Source organism: Winogradskyella helgolandensis (assembly GCF_013404085.1).
Lineage (GTDB): Bacteria > Bacteroidota > Bacteroidia > Flavobacteriales > Flavobacteriaceae > Winogradskyella > Winogradskyella helgolandensis.
Window position 1 is genome coordinate 2,396,927 of sequence record NZ_JABFHO010000001.1, and the last position, 18,606, is coordinate 2,415,532.

Annotated in this window: 14 protein-coding genes; 1 reads left to right on the forward strand and 13 read right to left on the reverse strand. The window is 33.5% G+C overall.

All coding sequences use genetic code 11. The features are described 5' to 3' along the window. Nucleotides 1-69: 69 nt before the first annotated feature. From HM992_RS10025 to HM992_RS10060, 8 genes are all read right to left on the reverse strand, one after another. Nucleotides 70-735: a hypothetical protein gene (locus tag HM992_RS10025; protein ID WP_179319564.1), complete on the reverse strand. Its 666-nt coding sequence runs from the start codon at nucleotides 733-735 to the stop codon at nucleotides 70-72. Nucleotides 736-995: 260 nt separating this feature from the next. After that, nucleotides 996-2,438, reverse strand: a complete 1,443-nt coding sequence (locus HM992_RS10030) for a TolC family protein (RefSeq protein ID WP_179321068.1) — start codon at nucleotides 2,436-2,438, stop codon at nucleotides 996-998. Then, nucleotides 2,431-5,679, reverse strand: a complete 3,249-nt coding sequence (locus HM992_RS10035; RefSeq protein ID WP_179319565.1) for an efflux RND transporter permease subunit — start codon at nucleotides 5,677-5,679, stop codon at nucleotides 2,431-2,433. The genes HM992_RS10030 and HM992_RS10035 overlap by 8 nt, the downstream gene beginning before the upstream one ends. Before the next feature lie 23 nt (nucleotides 5,680-5,702). Next, nucleotides 5,703-6,785, reverse strand: a complete 1,083-nt coding sequence (locus tag HM992_RS10040) for an efflux RND transporter periplasmic adaptor subunit (protein ID WP_179321069.1) — start codon at nucleotides 6,783-6,785, stop codon at nucleotides 5,703-5,705. A 137-nt stretch (nucleotides 6,786-6,922) separates the two neighbouring features. Further along, the gene (locus tag HM992_RS10045; RefSeq protein WP_179319566.1) at nucleotides 6,923-7,345 is read right to left on the reverse strand and encodes a hypothetical protein; all 423 of its coding nucleotides are present in this window, start codon (nucleotides 7,343-7,345) and stop codon (nucleotides 6,923-6,925) included. A gap of 152 nt (nucleotides 7,346-7,497) precedes the next feature. Further along, nucleotides 7,498-7,926 carry a DUF4268 domain-containing protein gene (locus HM992_RS10050; protein WP_179319567.1) on the reverse strand — a complete coding sequence of 143 codons (429 nt, stop codon included), beginning with the start codon at nucleotides 7,924-7,926 and terminating at the stop codon, nucleotides 7,498-7,500. 1 nt (nucleotide 7,927) lies between these two features. Further along, a complete protein-coding gene (locus tag HM992_RS10055) occupies nucleotides 7,928-8,602 on the reverse strand; it encodes a ZIP family metal transporter (RefSeq protein WP_178984856.1) in 675 nt (224 codons plus the stop codon). Between the two features lie 5 nt (nucleotides 8,603-8,607). Beyond that, entirely contained in the window at nucleotides 8,608-9,339 is a 732-nt protein-coding gene (locus tag HM992_RS10060; RefSeq protein ID WP_179319568.1) for a class I SAM-dependent DNA methyltransferase, read from the reverse strand. 202 nt (nucleotides 9,340-9,541) lie between these two features. On the opposite strand from HM992_RS10060, the gene HM992_RS10065 reads away from it, so the two are divergent. Next, entirely contained in the window at nucleotides 9,542-10,699 is a 1,158-nt protein-coding gene (locus tag HM992_RS10065; RefSeq protein ID WP_178984858.1) for a THUMP domain-containing class I SAM-dependent RNA methyltransferase, read from the forward strand. A 148-nt stretch (nucleotides 10,700-10,847) separates the two neighbouring features. Here the strand turns inward: HM992_RS10065 and HM992_RS10070 are convergent, their stop codons facing one another. The 5 genes from HM992_RS10070 to HM992_RS10090 form a co-directional block, all read right to left on the reverse strand. Continuing rightward, nucleotides 10,848-11,324, reverse strand: a complete 477-nt coding sequence (locus tag HM992_RS10070; RefSeq protein WP_178984859.1) for a hypothetical protein — start codon at nucleotides 11,322-11,324, stop codon at nucleotides 10,848-10,850. A 78-nt stretch (nucleotides 11,325-11,402) separates the two neighbouring features. After that, entirely contained in the window at nucleotides 11,403-12,212 is an 810-nt protein-coding gene (ppk2, locus tag HM992_RS10075) for a polyphosphate kinase 2 (protein WP_179319569.1), read from the reverse strand. A gap of 17 nt (nucleotides 12,213-12,229) precedes the next feature. Continuing rightward, complete coding sequence (ppk2, locus tag HM992_RS10080; RefSeq protein WP_179319570.1) at nucleotides 12,230-13,084, reverse strand: polyphosphate kinase 2; 855 nt, start codon at nucleotides 13,082-13,084, stop codon at nucleotides 12,230-12,232. 132 nt (nucleotides 13,085-13,216) lie between these two features. Then, the gene (locus tag HM992_RS10085) at nucleotides 13,217-15,628 is read right to left on the reverse strand and encodes an alpha-ketoacid dehydrogenase subunit alpha/beta (RefSeq protein WP_179319571.1); all 2,412 of its coding nucleotides are present in this window, start codon (nucleotides 15,626-15,628) and stop codon (nucleotides 13,217-13,219) included. 154 nt (nucleotides 15,629-15,782) lie between these two features. Then, a complete protein-coding gene (locus HM992_RS10090; RefSeq protein WP_179319572.1) occupies nucleotides 15,783-18,596 on the reverse strand; it encodes a gluzincin family metallopeptidase in 2,814 nt (937 codons plus the stop codon). Between the last annotated feature and the right edge of the window lie 10 nt (nucleotides 18,597-18,606).

Here is an 18,606-nt window from a genome sequence, read left to right on the forward strand (position 1 = left end):
ATGGATGTTTAATCCTATAATGTGTTTTGGTAATTCATTTTTACTTGTTTGTTACCAACAGTATTTTATTTAATAATAAATTATAGTATCAGAATTCGGAAAGGTGAATTTATTATTTCCAGGATAAAAGTTAGCCATATTCGGCAACGTTTTGAGTTTTTTTATTATTTCTTTTTTCTCAATTTTTGAGCTTTTATTTATACAATCGCTTGTTTCTTGTTCATAATTAATCTTACCGTTTGATAGATTATAATCAAAATTAAAGAAATTATCACAGGGTGAACCAAAATTTACTGTAACTCCTATTAATTGAAAAGAATCGCTTTGATACCTAAACTTATGCGTATAATGCCATCTTTGACGAGCGCCTCCTGAATGATTAATTACAATACAATTTCTATCAATGGAAATTCCTTCAAAAGGATCTCCCATCATTCCTCCGTGTTGACTTGCTAATATGGCTCCAACTGATTTTTTCCACAATTCCCATTTGTTATGGTTCTTTTTGTAAATGTATATTTGCCTTTCCGTTCCCATATCCGTTTCTTTTTCAGTATCGTATACTATAACTTTTTCAGAAATACCATCTTTATCTAAATCTCCTTCTTTTTCATCAAGAATTTTAAACGATTTTGGTGTTTGAATTAATTCAGACTTTTTATTTTCCTGACTTTTACAAGACATAAACGAAAAAATAAATAGCATTAAAAAGCATGAGGATACGGATTTTTTCATAGTGTTGGTAACGTTATTAAAAATGGTTAGTTGGTGGTTAAGCGCCTAATTTAGTAAACAAAAACTTACGCGAAAAAATTCCGAAAGAATTTTCCAAATTAGCACTTACCGAAGCAATTAATTAAACAGGTTGTTATCACCAGTTTTACTTTATATAAGAAGGAAGAAGCGCTACACTAATTTTAAAACTCGTTTAATTAATAAAAGAAAGCCACTCTACATTGCTGCAAAATGGCTTTCAGATTCAGGGCACTCTTCAACTAATTCCATCCACCACCTAAGGCTTGGTAAACTTTTACGTTCGCCAAGAATTGGTCTCTTTTGGTTTCAATAATTTCAATTTTAGAATCTAAAGCTTCTCTTTGTGTGAGTAGCACTTCTGTGTATTCTGCTCTGGCAGATTTAAAAAGCTGAATAGACAACTCAATGGCTTCTGTCATGGCATTCACTTGTTTGGCTTTTAAATCATAATTTTCTTTTAAATTATTAATATTAGAAAGCTCATTAGCCACTTCCATGTAACCATTTAAAATGGCCTTTTCATATTCGAAAACCGCTTGCAATTGTCGGCTGTTGGCATTGCTGTATTCTGCTTTAATTGCATTTCTGTTTATTAAAGGACTTACAATATCTCCAACTAACGAATACAAAACCGATTCTGGTGTGCTGGTTAAATACTTTGTTTTAAAAGCTTGCAAACCAACACCAGCTTTAATCCCTATAGAAGGGTAGAAGTTCGCTTTGGCTATTTTAACATTTAACTTGGAAGCTGCTAATTCATATTCTGCTTGTTTAATGTCGGGTCTGTTTGCCAAAAGTTGAGCAGGAATACCAGCTTCAATGGCATCAATAGGACGCTCAATAAAATCATCAGAATCTCTATCGATGGTCTGTGGATAACGACCTAAGAGAAAATTGATTTTATTTTCAGTTTCTACAATGCTTTGGCGGATTTCAAATTTATTGCTTTGGTTTTTATAAACTTCAGCTTCAAAACGTCTAACAGCTAATTGTGTTGCTCTAGCGGCTTGTTTTTGCAATTTTACCATTTTTAAAGCATTTTTCTGAATCTCTAAATTCTGCTCTATAATGTTTAACTGATTATCTAAAGCTAAAAGCTCGTAATACGAATTTGCAATCTCCGAAACGATGTTGGTCACCATGAAATTCTTACCTTCAATAGTGCTTAGATATTCTAAAACGGCCGCTTTTTTACCGTTACGTAGTTTTTTCCAAACATCGAGTTCCCATGAAACATCTAGGCCTACAGAAAAATCAGTTAAAGGCTCAGGAAATTCTTCGCCTTCACGAATATCTAAATTATGTTCTACAGCACCATCTCTAGTGTATTCTCCAACTTTTTCCACTTCAGCGCCTGCATAGACATTTACAAAAGGTAAATATTCCCCTTTTCTAACCTTGACTTCATTATTTGCCATCGAAATTTTCTGTAGCATAATATTAAGCTCTTGGTTATTGGCCAAAGCCGTATCAATTAAAGCGACTAATTTTTGATCAGAGAAAAACGTTTTCCATTGTATATTGGCTGTATTAGTGGAATCTGAAGTTTCATTTGTATACTGGTCAGGTACGGCTTTGTTTTCTTCTCTTATGGCCTTTTGCATTGGCACACAAGAAAAGAGTAGTAGTAAAGCGAACACACTAAATAGTTGCGATTTTCTTATCTTTTTTATATTATTCATCATTTTTATTTTTACCCAATTTTTTGAAAAGCTTTGTGAGCTTATTAATTTTTTCGGCATTAGCTTCACTTTGATTTTTAGTTTCACTAACACGCATCATTTCTTCTGAAATAGGCTCGCTAGCTTCATCTTTAATCAGTGTTTTACCCTCTGCCATTTTAGCGAAAATGTAATACAACCCAGGAATAATTAAAACACCTCCAAGTGTACCAATTAGCATACCACCTAAGGCAGAACTACCAATAGTTCTATTAGCAATAGCACCTGCACCTGAAGCTATGATTAACGGAATTAATCCTGCAATAAAAGCAAACGATGTCATTAAAATTGGTCTAAAACGGGCTTTAGAACCTTCAATTGCAGCTTCTAAAATAGTAGCACCTTGCCTCTGTTTTTGTACCGCAAACTCTATAATTAACACGGCATTTTTACCGAGTAAACCAACTAGCATGATCACGCCAATCTGCGCATAAACATCGTTGGCTAATCCCATGCCTTTTAACATTATAAACGATCCAAAAACACCAATTGGTAAGGATAAAATAACAGCTAAAGGCAATAAGAAACTTTCGTATTGTGCAGCAAGTACAAAGTATACAAAGATGAGTACCACTAAGAAGATGTAAATAGATTCGTTACCTCTCTGGGCTTCATCAAAACTTAAACCTTCCCAAGCAATATCATAACCTTTTGGCAATTGTGTTACAGCAACTTCTTTTATCGCTTTAATAGCATCATCACTAGTAAAACCTGGTGCAGGCAATCCTCTAATTGAAGCTGAGTTGTAAAGGTTATAACGTGTAATTTCGTTGGGTCCTAATTTCTTTTCAATACTCATAAAAGCAGAATATGGTACCATTTCACCTTCTTCATTTTTTACAAATAACTTCTCAAGATCTGTTGGTAAACGTCTGTATTCTGGTGCAGCTTGCGTGTACACTTTAAAGAAACGACCAAAACGAATAAATCCTTGCTCATATGTACTACCAATTAAAATATTAAGGTTTTCCATAGCGTTACCAATGGTAACCCCTTTTTGCATGGCAATTTTATTGTTTATTTTCAATTCGTATTGCGGATAATTTGCCGAGAAGAATGTAAATAAACCTGTGAGTTCTTCACGTTCAGATAAAGCTTCCATGAATTCATTATTCACGCTCTCAAAATGATGATAATCTGTAGAGTTTGTTTTGTCTAACAATCGCATGGCAAATCCTCCAGAAGATCCAAATCCTGGTACTGCAGGTGGTTCAAAATATTCTATGATTGCTCCTAAGTCTTTGGTTTTCTCTTCAAGCTCTTCCATGATTTCATGAACAGAATGCTCACGGTCAGACCAAGACTTCAAGTTAATTAAACAGGTGCCAGCGTTAGATCCACGTCCTTCAGTCATAATCTCATAACCCGCTAAAGAAGAAACGGACTGTATACCTTCAGTATCTTCGCATATTTTTTGAAGTTTCTTAGCTACTTCATTTGTACGCTCTAGAGTGGCACCAGGTGGTGTTTGAATAATGGCATAGATCATTCCTTGATCTTCATTAGGAATAAATCCGGCTGGCAATACTTCATTTGTAAAGAAAATACCAGCACAGAATGCCGCTAATATTCCGAAAGTGATGAAGCGTCTTGCTACTATTTTATTTAAAATTGTAACGTAACCACCTGTTAGTTTATCGAAACCTCCGTTAAACCAATCAATAAATTTATCTAATGGAGACGTGCGTTTTTTACCATGGTTATTTTTTAACAACATAGCACAAAGTACAGGCGTTAATGTCAATGCTACAATGGCTGAAATAACGATGGCACCAGCCATAGTGATTGAGAACTGTCGGTAGAAAACACCAACAGGACCTGTCATAAACGAAATTGGAATAAATACAGAAACCATAACCAAAGTAATAGCAACAATAGCACCTCCAATTTCACCTAAAACTTCAGAAGAGGCTTTATATGGTGTGAGGTTTTCTTCGTGCATTTTTACATGGACGGCTTCTACGACCACAATGGCATTATCCACCACAATACCAATAGCCAATACTAAGGCAAAAAGTGTAATAAGGTTAATAGATAACCCAAACATTTGCATCACAAAAAAGGCGCCAATTAAGGACACAGGAACGGCAATAATAGGAATTAATGTGGAACGCCAATCTCCTAAAAATAAGAATACCACAATGGCAACAAGAATAAAAGCATCTCTTAAAGTGTGTATAACTTGATCGATTGAAGCATCTAAGAAATTAGAAACATCATAACTAATTTGAAAATCAACTCCTGGTGGTAAATCGACTTCTAGTTCATTTAATTTTTCCTTTACAGCATCAATAACATCGCTACCATTACTACCAAAGGTTTGTTTTAAAACAATAGAGGCTGAAGGCTTTCCGTCTAGGTTAGAGTAAATATCAAAAAATTCACTTCCTAACTTAACATCAGCAATATCGGCAAGGGTTACAATTTGGCCTTCTTTATTGGCTTTAATAATAATTTCTTCATATTGTTCTGGTTCATTGTATCTGTTTTGATAGGTTAATACATATTCTAGAGATTGAGCAGTTTGTCCAGAACTACGACCTAAACGTCCAGGTCTCGCCAAAATACTTTGATCTTCCATGGCTTCTAAGACTTCTTCTGCAGAAATATTATAAGCACGCATTCGGTCTGGTTTTAACCATACACGCATCGCATATTTTCGACTTCCTAAAATCTGAGCACTTGCAATACCATTGATACGTTGTATTTCTGGAATTATCTTAGTGTAAGCATAGTTGTACAAAAACTTTTCGTCGTTATCTTTATTTTCACTCGATAGGTTAACGTACATTAACATACTTGGCTGAACAGGTGTAATAATAACCCCTTCACGTTGTACCAATTCTGGTAACAAAGGCATCACCTGATCGACTCGAGTTTTTACCCTAACGACGGCTTCATTAGGATCGGTTCCTGGTTCAAAAATGACACGTAATGTTCCTTCACCAGCACTTGTAGCATCGGAAGCAATGTAACGCATATCTTGCACACCATTAATCGCAGTTTCTAAAGGAATTAATGTTGAATTTACCAACACATCTGCACTAGAACCTGGATAAGCGATAAAAATATTGACCGTTGTAGGTGCAATTTGTGGGAATTGAGATATAGGCAATTGCTTTATAGCAAGGCCACCTATAAATATAATGATCACCGAAATGACAATAGCCAAGACGGGTCTTTTTATAAATTTTTTAAACATGATGTTTGTAGATTAAATGAGATTTACTCTGCGTAAAGCGCTAGGTTAGATAATACTGTAGTAGGATCTACCAACTTAGTATGAATCTTTTCTTGGTCTTTCACCATTCTAATACCTTCAAGTAATATGGTATCGTTTTCTGATAAGCCTTTATCTACAATGAATAAATGAGGTAACTCAGCTCCAATGGTTAGTTCTCTTTGGTGAACCACGTTATCTTTATCTACCACAAAAACATAAGTTTTATCTAAGATTTCAAACGTAGCTTTTTGTGGTATAATAACAACACCTTTGTAAGGCACACTCATTAAAATGCTTCCGGTTTCACCATGTCTTAAAATGCCATCCGGATTTGGGAAAGTCGCTCTAAAAGCAATGTTTCCGGTTTCACTATCAAATTCTCCTTCAATAGTTTCTACGATACCTTTCTGATTAAAACGCTTATTATTCGCCATTAAAAGTTCAACATCTTTGTTGTTCTGTTTAGCATCACTCATAATGTAATCTAGATATTCAGCTTCAGGAACATTGAAATAAACCCACATTTTACTGTTGTCAGATAATGTTGTAAGTAATTCCCCTTCATCTAAAAGACTTCCTTCTCTTGCTTCTAGATGATCCATAATACCATCAAAAGGGGCTTTTATGCTTGTAAAACCTAAGTGGGTTTGTGCTAAAGATACTTCAGCATTGGCTTTGTCTAAATTAGCTTTCGCCATTGCCAACTCATTTGGTGAAACCACATCACCATCGGCTAATAATTGTGTATTTGTAAGTTCAATTTCCGCAACGTTAGATTCTGCTTTTGCTTTTTGTAATTCTGCTTGGTAAATGTTTGGCATAATCTGAAACATGCGTTGCCCTTTGGTAACGTGTTGACCTTCGTCTACATAAATGTTTTTTAAGTAGCCACGTTCTAACGCTCGTAATTCAATATGTCTGATAGAATGGATTTGGCTCACATAATCCTTTGTAATAGAAGTGTCTTTTTTTACAGGATTGGTAACCAAAAAGGTTACGACTTCATGTTTTTCTTCTTTGTGTTCTTCACAGCTAGCTAAACATAAAAGCATAACTAATCCTGTGAAAACGGTTGTTTTCTTAATGATATTCACGTGTTTAAATATTTTATAAAATGATATAATAATGGAATCAAACCAAAGTAGGAATGATGTTTTTTAGAGTTTTTCTGAAGCTCTAAATTATAAACAGACGTATAGAAGTGAGGTCTGTTAAAGTATTATCAGATTATAAAAACTTGGAATTGTATATGAAGTCTAAGACTAGGATCATTAATTGCGCTTTGAGGGCGATAATTATTTTTTTGAAGGTCAGAAGCATTCTCAAAAAGCTTTGCGTAAATTAAGAGAATCTCTAAATAATCTTTAAAAGAAGCTTTATACCTAGAAGATAATTCGTCTTCTTCTCCTTCGCTAATTTCAATGATATCAAAAAGTAAATCTTTATCAGTATCTTTAGTTAACGGACTATAATTAGCAGTTGCATTGCTATCCGTGCTTTCAATTGAAACTTTGGATGCATTAAGATTAGAACATGCAGCAACTTCTGAAATAGAACTTATAACGTTATTGGCTTGTAAACTAGCGAATACGTTTAGTACTAAAACAAAAAATAAAGATAAATATGTTTTGAAAGCGGTTTTCATTTCAGTGGACAAAACTATACTAATAGATTAATATTACCAACAAGAGATGATTTAAAATTTTCTTAAAAGCAATAATCGAATGCTTTAAATCTTGATTTAAGACGATGTAATTAAACTATTTGTGTTCTAAAATAGGAACTGTAAATATTATTCTAATCTTTTATGATATCTTGATACTCTTCATAAAAGGCTTCAAATAATGACATGTTTTTATTAAAGAACTCCATAACATCTCGCCATGTATTTTTGTTGTGAATAGATACTTTTTGTTCTAATGGTAAGTAAATGCGCGAAATCTCTTTGCCGTTATCTAGAAAATATTCTTCGTCATAAATAGCATCTGGTAAGTATTCGCTAATTAGAATACCTTTTAAAGCGGTTAACTTCTCCCAATAGTTAATACGGTTTTCTAAATCATCTTCAAGATCTAATGCGATTAATGCCGATTTATTATCAAAATGAAATTTAAACGAAAAGCCTTTAATTTTGGTGTCATATAAAACCCATTTTCTCGGAAATGATTTTCCGAAACTGGTCCAAAACTCTTGTCGTAATAGTCGGCTTTCTTCTTTAGAGAACATTTTAAATAGAATATGCGATTAATATACCCAAACAAATAGCCACTAACTTAGATAAATTAAATTTATGACCTTCACCAGATTCAAACAAAATGGTGGTAGAAATATGAAGAAAGATACCTATTACAAACGCATTAATAACATCGACGTAAGTTGCCATAAAGCTAGCATGATTAGAAATAAAAGTACCTAAAGGTGTCATCGCTGCAAAGACAACCAAGAACCCAATAATTTTTGTTTTACTATAGCTAGCCTGTAACAGAAATGACGTGATTAATATAGCAATAGGGATTTTATGAATTAAAACTCCATACACCATATCGTTGTGCTGGTGAATAGGAAAACCTTCTAAAAAGCTGTGAATACAAAGACTTATAAAAAGCAACCAAGGAAAATCGGTGTCGTTTTTATGAATATGAACATGACCATGCTCAGCTCCTTTAGAAAAGAACTCTAAAATAATTTGAAGCAAAATACCGCACATAATATACAAACCTGTAAGCTTTGCGTCAATGTGATGATAGACTTCTGGTAATAAATCAAAAAGTGTTAATGCTAATAAAAAGGCACCACTAAAAGATAAAAGTAATTTGGTGTAAAACGACTTTTGCTTTTTAGTTAGAAAAGCAATAACAACACCTATAACAACGGCAAGTAATGGTAGTAAATAACTAGTCATGCAGTTTACTTAAAAATCATAATCATACGTTCCGATGTTTTAGCGTGATATTTATGTAATTTATAATCACCAAATACATCTAACAAATACACTCCAGCTTTTTCAAAAAGCGTTTCAAAATCTTGTAGTGTAAACGCCTTTACACGTTCTTGAAATTCAAATTTCTCACCATCAGCTTCAAAACTAATATCTTTTATAATATAACCATCCTTCACTGATCGTTTTTGATAAAAATCAATCCCTTCAACAGTTTTTACATCTTCGGCAATTAAATTATCAATAACGCTATTGGTGTTCATAAAATCAATAACCCCAAATCCAAACTCATTTAATTCTGCCTGAATTGATTTAATGGTTTCAAGATTACAATTTTCATCTTCAAAGTAACCAAAACTTGTAAACAGATTAAACACAGCATCAAACGTATCTGGATAAGGTTTACTCATGTCGTGAACATCAAATTTTAGTGTTTTGTTTTCAAATTTTTTAGCATGCGCAATACTTTGTTCCGATAAATCGACTCCTGTAACATTGTAACCTAAAGAATTTAAATACACCGAATGCCTTCCTTTTCCACAAGCTAAATCTAGAATCTTACCATGTTCTGGAATATTAAGGTAATTGGTTAGGTTATCCATAAAGGTTTGAGCTTCTGTATAATCCCTGTCTTTGTATAAAATGTGATAGTACGGAGTATCAAACCACGAGGCGTACCATTGTTTAGTTGGTTTAGTCATAATTATCTCCTGTGAAAATGGGAGTCGCTTTAATTAAAATTATTAGTTATCATTACTAAGGCAATGCGCTTTGTCGTCCCATTATTCATAATATGGACTGCTACAACTTAGCTTCAAAATTTCGTAATGACGCGTCCTATTGAAATTTTAGGATGTCATGCTGCAAAAATACTGTATTTTTGCAATCTATTTGACGGAACTTATGGAAGATAATTACAAGATGTTAGCCAAAACTTTATTTGGCTTCGAAGATATATTAGCAAAAGAACTCACGCAACTTGGTGCCATGAAAGTGGTGAAAGGAGTGCGAAATGTGACGTTTGAAGGCGATAAAGGTTTTATGTATAAAGCTAATCTTGGACTTAGAACCGCTATAAAAATACTAAAACCGATTCATTCCTTTAGAGTGACGAAGGAGGAGGATCTTTACAAAAATGTAAAGAATATGAAATGGGAAGAGTATATGAAATCTACAGGTTCTTTGGCTGTTGATGCTACAGTGCATAATAGCGTATTTACCCATTCGCTATACACCGCTTTAAAAACAAAGGATGCTATTGTAGACCGCTTTAGAGATATTGATGGTACACGTCCGGATGTGGATTTGCGTTTTCCAGATTTAAAAATTAACGTTCATATAGATCGTCAACGTTGTACAATTTCGTTAGATACTTCTGGCGAATCGTTACACAGACGTGGTTATAAAACAGCAACAAATATTGCGCCTATAAATGAAGTTTTGGCAGCTGGATTAATCATGATGAGTGGTTGGGATGGTCAATCTGATTTTATGGATCCGATGTGTGGATCAGGAACAATGTTAGCCGAAGCGGCAATGATTGCCTGTAATATTCCACCAAACTTAATGCGAAAGGAATTTGGTTTTGAACGTTGGGAAGATTGGGATGTAGAATTGTTTGAAACAATTGAAGATTCACTCTTAAAGAAAACGCGCGATTTTCATCATAAAATAATTGGTTATGATAAGTCTCCATCAGCAATTGTTAAAGCTAAAGAGAACATAAAAAATGCGCATTTAGATGAATTTGTGCATATTCAGCATGAAGATTTCTTTAAAACTCAAAAATCGGGTCACGAAAAACTTCACATGGTTTTTAATCCTCCTTATGGTGAGCGTTTAGAAAATTTGAATGTGGAAGAATTCTATGGTAATATTGGAACAACATTAAAACATGGTTATCCAGGAACCGATGCTTGGTTAATTACGTCTAATCTTGAAGCTTTAAAATCAGTAGGATTAAGACCATCTAGAAAGATAAAAGTTTTTAATGCAAAACTTGAAGCAAGGCTAGTAAAATACGAAATGTACGAAGGAAGTAAGAAGACACATAAGCAGTAGGTAGTGTTCATTTGGCAGTTTTGGTAATTCATTGGTATTCATCGTGAATTGCTATGTGTCTCTATGATGTGGTTTTTTAGGTTTTAGTTACAGTCACAGTAATTATTTTCAATTGAACTTTGCGTCTCTGCGTCTTGGCAAGATTATCTTAGCGTTCCAGGTTTTCCAACTGTAAATTGTAATCGTACTGCAAATCTTCATGCAAAACTTTAATCTTTTTCTTAACAGAAAGAATCTGGCGTTCATATATATTACTCAAGGTTACATTTCTATGAATCGAAGGCTTTAGTTCATTCATTTGCTCACAGAAATAGAGTAGGAGTTCTACTTCGGTAGTTTTCTTCAATGAATAACGACTATATACGCGAATCTCTCTCAGAATCTTCCGTATAGTTTTCTTCATGTAGAAATAACTATCCGTATTAATACCTTCAAACAAGGTGTCTAAACTAGATTTTACACTTGCGATATAACCATCCTCGTCATGAGATTCAAATAACAAATAGGTGAGGAGTGCTTTGTTCTCTTTTTTGAATTTTCCTAAACGTAAACACAATTCCAACAGCTCTTCTTGAGAGAGGTGTTTTAATTCTTTTTTTATGGTGACAATAGATTCAATCTTCATGTTATAAAATTAATGCTAAAAAAAATAGAAGGCAAAAAAATGCCTTCTATAAATTATGATACCAAGTTTTGATGGGCTCTAATTATCTAATAACTTTTTCATTGATTTATGCCTTATGTTTTCTAAATCTTTGGTTTCATAAGGAATTTTTTTCAAAATATATTCAAAAGCAGTAATTCTAGCATTTGTTTTACGGTTTGCTTTTATGATTTTCCAAGGTGCTGCAACCTGTGTTTTTTTAAACATAACCTCCTTATATTTTGTGTAGTCATCCCAAAGAGATAACGCACGTCTATCAACATCGCTATATTTCCATTTTTTTATAGGTGTACTTACAATGTCTTTAAATCGACGTTCTTGCTCATTCTTCGTAATAGAAAAATAAAGTTTGAGTAAAAATATTCCTGAGTCTTGTATCATTTTTTCAAACTCATTCACCTGATCCATAAAAATAGTGTATTCTTTGGTGGTACAGAATCCGTTAACAGGCTCTACAACCGCTCTATTATACCAACTTCTGTCAAAAAACACAATCTCACCTTCATTTGGTAATCTATTTATATAACGCTGAAAGTACCATTGCCCCATTTCAGTTTCATTTGGTTTTGGTAAAGCTACTACACGTATAGCACGAGGTGGTAAATGTTGAATGATTCTTCTAATGGCGCCACCTTTTCCTGCAGCATCACGTCCTTCAAAAAGAATGATTACTTTTTTATTGTTCTGTGCTACCCATTGTTGAAGAATTAACATTTCTTCTTGAAGTTTTTCGAGACGCCTTTCGTACTTAATATTATTAAGTGTTTTTTCTATATTAAGTTGTTTTTGACGTAATAAGGCTTCAATTCCCTTTTTACTATTAAGAAGTTGTAAATTTTTTTCTGTCATTGTTAAAGTGAATTTTATTATTGGTCTATTTGAGCAGTGTTCCTAAAGTAGCGTTGTACAATATTCGGATCTGGTAGAAGGGCTTTACAGTTACTTCCTTTGTTATCATAATCAAACAAGCTTAAAACGTATTTAATACTTTCTAATCGTGCGAGTTTTTTGTCATTAGAGTTTATTACTACCCATGGACTAAAGGAATTATGAGTTCTAGAGAACATTTGGTTTTTATAAGTTGTAAACTCATCCCAAAGTTCTTGACCTTTTTCATCTACAGGGCTAAATTTCCATTTTTTGAGCGCATTTTTTAAGCGCTTTTCAAAACGACGTTGTTGTTCTTCTTTAGACACAGAAAACCAAAATTTAATGATAATCGTTTCAGATTCATAAAGCATATGTTCAAATTCTGGTACTTGAATCATGAAGCGTTTATATTGATCTTTAGAACAAAAGCCCATCACAGGTTCAACAACTGCTCTATTGTACCAACTTCTGTCAAAAAACACGATTTCTCCAGCATTTGGTAATTCCTTGATATATCTATTAAAATACCATTGTTTTTTTTCTATTTCAGTAGGCTTATTTAAAGCAACAACGCGTCGTGCTCTTGGATTAAGATGCTCTATAAACCGTTTTATAGTTCCACCTTTACCTGAAGCATCTCTACCTTCAAAAATTATAGCAATCTTTTTGTTCTCTTTCTGTACCCAATGTTGAAAATCTACAAGTTCTGCTTGTAAGGGAAGTAATTCTTGTTCGTATTCGTACTTTTCTAGTGCACTTTTAAAAATGGGATTTTCATGTGCATTGTCTTTAACATAATTGATTAAATCGGTTTGTTTTTTAAATGTATTTAGAATCTCCTTTGTCAGCATATATTGTCTGTTAGTAGTTTGAAATGAAAGATATAAAGTTTTAAATATAATTATTATGACCAATGTCATGCAAAAAAAACCTTCCAATTTTTAATGGAAGGTTTTTTTTGTTATTATAATTTTAGTGACTTATTATCTCAGTTTTGGATAATCTGCAGGACTCAACTCATGCATAACCTCATAGATGGCTTCAAAAATATCCTCCGCAGATGGTTTTGAAAAATAATCACCATCAGTTCCATAAGCTGGTCGGTGTGGTTTTGCAGCCAACGTTTTTGGTGTACTGTCTAAATACTGAAATGCATCTTGTGTATTTAGAATTTCATTAAGAATATACGCAGATGCTCCTCCTTTAACATCTTCATCAATCACCATAACGCGATTCGTTTTGGCAATACTTTTTACGATATCATGATTTAAATCAAAAGGCAATAACGATTGTACATCAATAATCTCGGCATCAATACCAACCACTTGTAATTCTTTGGCTGCTTTTTCTACTAAACGCAATGTTGAACCGTATGATACCAACGTAATATCCTCACCTTCTCTAATCGTTTCTACAACTCCAATTGGTGTTTTAAATTCACCTATGTTATTTGGTAATTTTTCTTTTAGTCGGTAACCATTTAAACATTCTACAACTAAAGCAGGTTCATCACTGTCTAATAGTGTATTATAAAAACCAGCAGCTTTAGTCATGTTTCTTGGTACCAATACATGAATTCCTCTAATTAAATTCAATACACCTCCCATTTGTGAACCAGAATGCCAAATACCTTCTAATCGGTGACCACGTGTTCTTACAATTAAAGGTGCTTTTTGGCGTCCTTTTGTTCTGTATTGAACCGTAGCTAAATCATCACTCATTATTTGAAGGGCGTACATAATGTAATCCAAATATTGAATCTCAGCAATAGGTCTTAAACCTCGCATTGCCATTCCAATACCTTGACCTATAATAGTGGCTTCTCTAATACCTGTATCTGAAACTCTAAGGGCACCATGTTTTTCTTGAAGCCCTTCTAATCCTTGATTAACATCTCCTATATAGCCAGCATCTTCACCAAAAATTAAAGCTTCGGGATAGTTAGTGAACAGCGCATCAAAATTTTCGCGTAATACCACTCGTCCATCCACATCTTCCGCATTAGCATCGTAGGTTGGAAGGATTTCTTTTTGATTTAAAGCACTTTGTTTGGATTCACTATGAAGGTGTGAACTGTATTTTGGTTGAATGGTTTCAATGTAATTTGTAATCCAGTTTTGAAGTGCCATTTTTTCTGAAGATGATTCAGAAACCACATAGCGTAATGCTTTTCTTGTGGCAGTAAGTATGTTTCGTCTTAGAGGTTCGTCAAAACCTTCTAATTCGTTTTTTAATTTCGTAATAAAAACACCATTAGGACTAGATGTAGCTAATTCCTCTAACAGGTTAAGTGCTACTTTACGTTCTGCTATAATTGGATTTATACATGCTGCCCAAGCAGCTTTTTTACCTTCTCTAACTTCTTTTTTTATGGTGCGTTCAATTGCTGTTAGTTCTTCGTCTGTAGCAATATTGTTTTCAACTATCCATAGGCGCATTTGTACATTACAGTCGTACTCTGCTTCCCACTTTAAACGATCTTGATTTTTATAGCGTTCATGAGATCCAGAGGTAGAATGCCCTTGTGGCTGTGTTAATTCTTGAACATGAATCATTACAGGTACATGTTCATTTCTCGAAATTTTAGCAGCACGTTGGTAAGTATCCATCAATTCAGGGTAATTCCAACCATCCACTCTAAATATTTCGTAACCTTTATCGTCTTCGTTACGTTGAAAACCTTTTAATATTTCTGAAATATTTTCTTTTGTCGTTTGATGTCTGGCATGTACGGAGATTCCATAATTGTCATCCCAAATACTAATAACCATTGGTACTTGTAAAACACCTGCCGCATTTATGGTTTCAAAAAATAACCCTTCACTTGTACTGGCATTACCAATAGTTCCCCAAGCAATTTCATTACCTTCTTTAGAAAATTTAGTGGTATCAATACCATCTACTTCTCTATAAATCTTAGAGGCTTGAGCTAAACCTAAAAGTCTTGGCATTTGTCCTGCTGTTGGAGAAATATCTGCACTAGAATTTTTTTGTTCCGTAAGGTTTTTCCATTGGCCATTTTCATCTAAACTGTGTGTAGCAAAATGCCCGCCCATTTGGCGACCAGCAGACATAGGCTCGTCCTTAATATCGGTATTAGCATACAAGCCGGCAAAAAATTGCTCAATTGTAAGTTCGCCAATAGCCATCATAAAAGTTTGATCCCTATAATAACCAGACCTAAAATCACCATCGTTAAAAGCTTTTGCCCAGGCGATTTGCGGAATTTCTTTTCCATCACCAAAAATACCAAACTTAGCTTTTCCTGTTAAAACTTCCCTACGACCAAGTAAGCTACATTCACGACTAGTTACAGCTAGTTTGTAGTCGTTTAAAACTTCTGTTTTAAAATCTTCAAATGTAATCTCTGTTTTGGTGTTAGGAATCGTCTTCATAAAAGCACTTTTTAGGTCTTGCGAAAGTACAAAAAAATAAAATTTAATGCAAGGTCAAGTCACGTTATAGTATTGTGATATTCTCAGTAAAATAAATAATTTACTAAGAATACTTTAGAAAAATCGATTTTTTTAACTTTTCAATAAGAATTTGTTAATACCATTTTCGTCTAAATAGACCCAGTAGTACTTGTGGGTCTACTGTGAACATAAAGCGAATACGTTGATCGTAGTTTGGTTGACCAACCTCCCAGCCAAGATTAGAATAAATAGGGAAGTAGATTTCAAAATAATCTTCAACAAGGTTTAATCGGACACCAGAATCGTACACAAATTTTGGATTTGTAAACTTACTTTTTACCAATCCAACATCAGTGTAAGCTTGAATATATCGCCAAATAGATGTGCTAAAATTAGCAGTCGTCATCCATTGGTTTGCAAATGGAGTGGCTAACTTCGATTTAAACCCTCCTTCTGCAATTATTATTTGTTGACTAAATAACCCAGAAGCTTCCGATCGACCTAAATAATTGAAATCAAATAAGTAATCTGTTGGTCGGTCTAAAGCAAAGCTGAAATAATTAGAACTAAGGTCAGAACGGTTATCTAAGAATACACCAGCAAAAAACCTAAAGTTAATATTTCGGTTGCTATGAGTGAGTTTTCTAAATTCGTAATTAAATGAAATTTTACTGAATTTATTGGCTACCTGAATATCAGTATAAAATTTTGAATAATTAATAACTCCTGGGTTATAATGTGTATATCTTAAATTAAAGACTCCGTAATCGGGTTCTTCTTCGTCTAAAGGAACTGTAGCGTCCTCACCAATTTCTCTAGAAATACTAACATATCTAGCTAAAATTTGATCTGTTTGAGGGGATCTAAAATTGGAATCATCCCTAAAGCTAAAACTAAGTGAAGGTCTAATGGTTGTAAAAAAGGCATCATTAGCAAAGGATTGGTAGCCTGCGTTAATGCCATACGTAATATCATAAAGATTATTGTTTTCAATATTATGTGTGTAATATATAGACGTAGAACCTGTTAGTGATCTAGATTTAGTAGCGTACTGAGGAGAAAAACGATAGTTTAAACGCTTTCTTAAAAGTGTTTTGTTATAAACCTTGGTGCCTAATGTTAAACCATCATAGATATTATTAAACTCTACCAGCGGCATAAAGAAAATCTGATTGTAATTTGGGTCTTCAATATCTTTAAATAATTTTAATTGTAACGGTTTGTTATTAAGGAAAGAACCTTCTGCAGCCTTATAATTATCGCGCTGATTGTATTCAGGGATAACATTATTATAATCTAAAACAAAGGTGTCTGTACTATCTTTTGGTAACGTTATGGTTTCTGTACCTTGTATATTTTCTACCCATAATTTTCCAATAATCGAATCATTTTTCAATTTAAAAAGCGAAATAGGCATGGTATTATCTCGCTTATTTTTTATGGTTAGCTTTAAGGAATCTTTTAAGGTTTCAATCGATGAGATTTTAAAATCTATCTTTTTTCGAGTGTCTAAATAATCTGTAAAAAACCAACGAATATCTTTTGAAGTTTTAGAACTAATAAAGGTTTCAAAATCATCTAGCGAGACTGATTTTAACTGATTAGCTTGTAAAAACTCTGTGATGTTATCTGTTAGACTTATATCATCCGTAAACTGATCTAAATAATTAAGACCTAAACCCGCTTTGTATTTGCCAGCGATGTTAGCATTAAATTTGGTTAAGGAATCTTTGGATGTGGTTAAAGGTTGATCTCTGTTTTTTCTAGCAATTTCCATAGAATACAGATAGTACTGAAAATTAAATTTTAAATCTGCAGCGTGAAAAGATCGAATACCCCAAACATCTGCTAAGGTCCCTAAAAGTTTCATGTCTGGATAATTTTCTTCAACGTAGTTAATTAAATAATACACTTGAAGCCCTTCACTTAACCAATGTTCTTTCCTTGGGTTAAGTAATAAAATGTTATCGAGATATTTTTTTAATGCCGTTTTAAGAAGTTTTAATTCATATTGAAAGTCTTCCTGAAAAGGACGGAAAAATGGCGGTAATTGATTAAGACCATAAAGCGGATCTTTTTGGTAATCAAGAGAGGTTACTAATAATTGTTTGTGCGGATAATTGCCAAGATGTTTTGTTAGATATCTTGTAATCTTATCCGTAATTAATGCTTTAGAAGGTCCAGGAAGTCCTTTTTCTTGGATATCAGAAACTATTATAAAGTCGTCGGTCTGTACAAAATTATATAAAGGGAATTTATTCAACGAGAGAAACGTATCTATACGGTTGTTTCCACTCAAAATAGTGGTTTGCGTATTGTTTTCTGTATTTATCGTTGCTGAATTAAAATTGAGTTCAGACGTTACTTTATAGTTTCTTGGATGTGTAACACTAAGGGTTACATCGGATTTAGGAATAAATAAATCATCCAAGTTTTTGTTGCTATAATAGTGCCATTTTCCGTTGTAAACAGCTGGAGTAATATACCAATATTTCAGGTTGAAATCATTAGTTTTAGAAACGCCATAATCGGTAAAATCAGCGTTTGGTATTAATAATTTATAGTTAAGGTTTAAAGTGTAAGATGCACCAGCTTGTAACGGTTTTTTTAAATCCACTTTTATAACATCAGGATGTGCTTCTAAGCGGTCGAAATTTAAAGTAGTAGCATTCTCATTTTTAATCGAAGTCACCTTAGTAAATCCACGTTCTTCGTCTTTTGCTAAATGGAATTTAGTACTGAATTCTTCTTCAAAACGTTTGGCTAATGGAGTCGATTTTGTAGAATAACTATGGTTCCAATCATTAAGGTAAATCGTACTGAGTACATCATTTGTTTCATTTTTATAAACAATGGTTTGCTCAATAGTAATAGTTTTGGTTTCTACATGAACATCTGCAGTAATAGTCATAGTGTTTTGAGCTACAAGAGTGTAGCTAAAAATCATAAAAAGGACG

Excerpts from the sequence above, each read along its gene's own strand:
- HM992_RS10025 (WP_179319564.1), bottom strand. The coding sequence starts at position 735 with ATGAAAAAATCCGTATCCTCATGCTTTTTAATGCTATTTATTTTTTCG.
- HM992_RS10030 (WP_179321068.1), bottom strand. The coding sequence starts at position 2,438 with ATGAATAATATAAAAAAGATAAGAAAATCGCAACTATTTAGTGTGTTC.
- HM992_RS10035 (WP_179319565.1), bottom strand. The coding sequence starts at position 5,679 with ATGTTTAAAAAATTTATAAAAAGACCCGTCTTGGCTATTGTCATTTCG.
- HM992_RS10045 (WP_179319566.1), bottom strand. The coding sequence starts at position 7,345 with ATGAAAACCGCTTTCAAAACATATTTATCTTTATTTTTTGTTTTAGTA.
- HM992_RS10050 (WP_179319567.1), bottom strand. The coding sequence starts at position 7,926 with ATGTTCTCTAAAGAAGAAAGCCGACTATTACGACAAGAGTTTTGGACC.
- HM992_RS10055 (WP_178984856.1), bottom strand. The coding sequence starts at position 8,602 with ATGACTAGTTATTTACTACCATTACTTGCCGTTGTTATAGGTGTTGTT.
- HM992_RS10060 (WP_179319568.1), bottom strand. The coding sequence starts at position 9,339 with ATGACTAAACCAACTAAACAATGGTACGCCTCGTGGTTTGATACTCCG.
- HM992_RS10065 (WP_178984858.1), top strand. The coding sequence starts at position 9,542 with ATGGAAGATAATTACAAGATGTTAGCCAAAACTTTATTTGGCTTCGAA.
- HM992_RS10070 (WP_178984859.1), bottom strand. The coding sequence starts at position 11,324 with ATGAAGATTGAATCTATTGTCACCATAAAAAAAGAATTAAAACACCTC.
- ppk2 (WP_179319569.1), bottom strand. The coding sequence starts at position 12,212 with ATGACAGAAAAAAATTTACAACTTCTTAATAGTAAAAAGGGAATTGAA.
- ppk2 (WP_179319570.1), bottom strand. The coding sequence starts at position 13,084 with ATGCTGACAAAGGAGATTCTAAATACATTTAAAAAACAAACCGATTTA.
- HM992_RS10085 (WP_179319571.1), bottom strand. The coding sequence starts at position 15,628 with ATGAAGACGATTCCTAACACCAAAACAGAGATTACATTTGAAGATTTT.
- HM992_RS10090 (WP_179319572.1), bottom strand. The coding sequence starts at position 18,596 with ATGATTTTTAGCTACACTCTTGTAGCTCAAAACACTATGACTATTACT.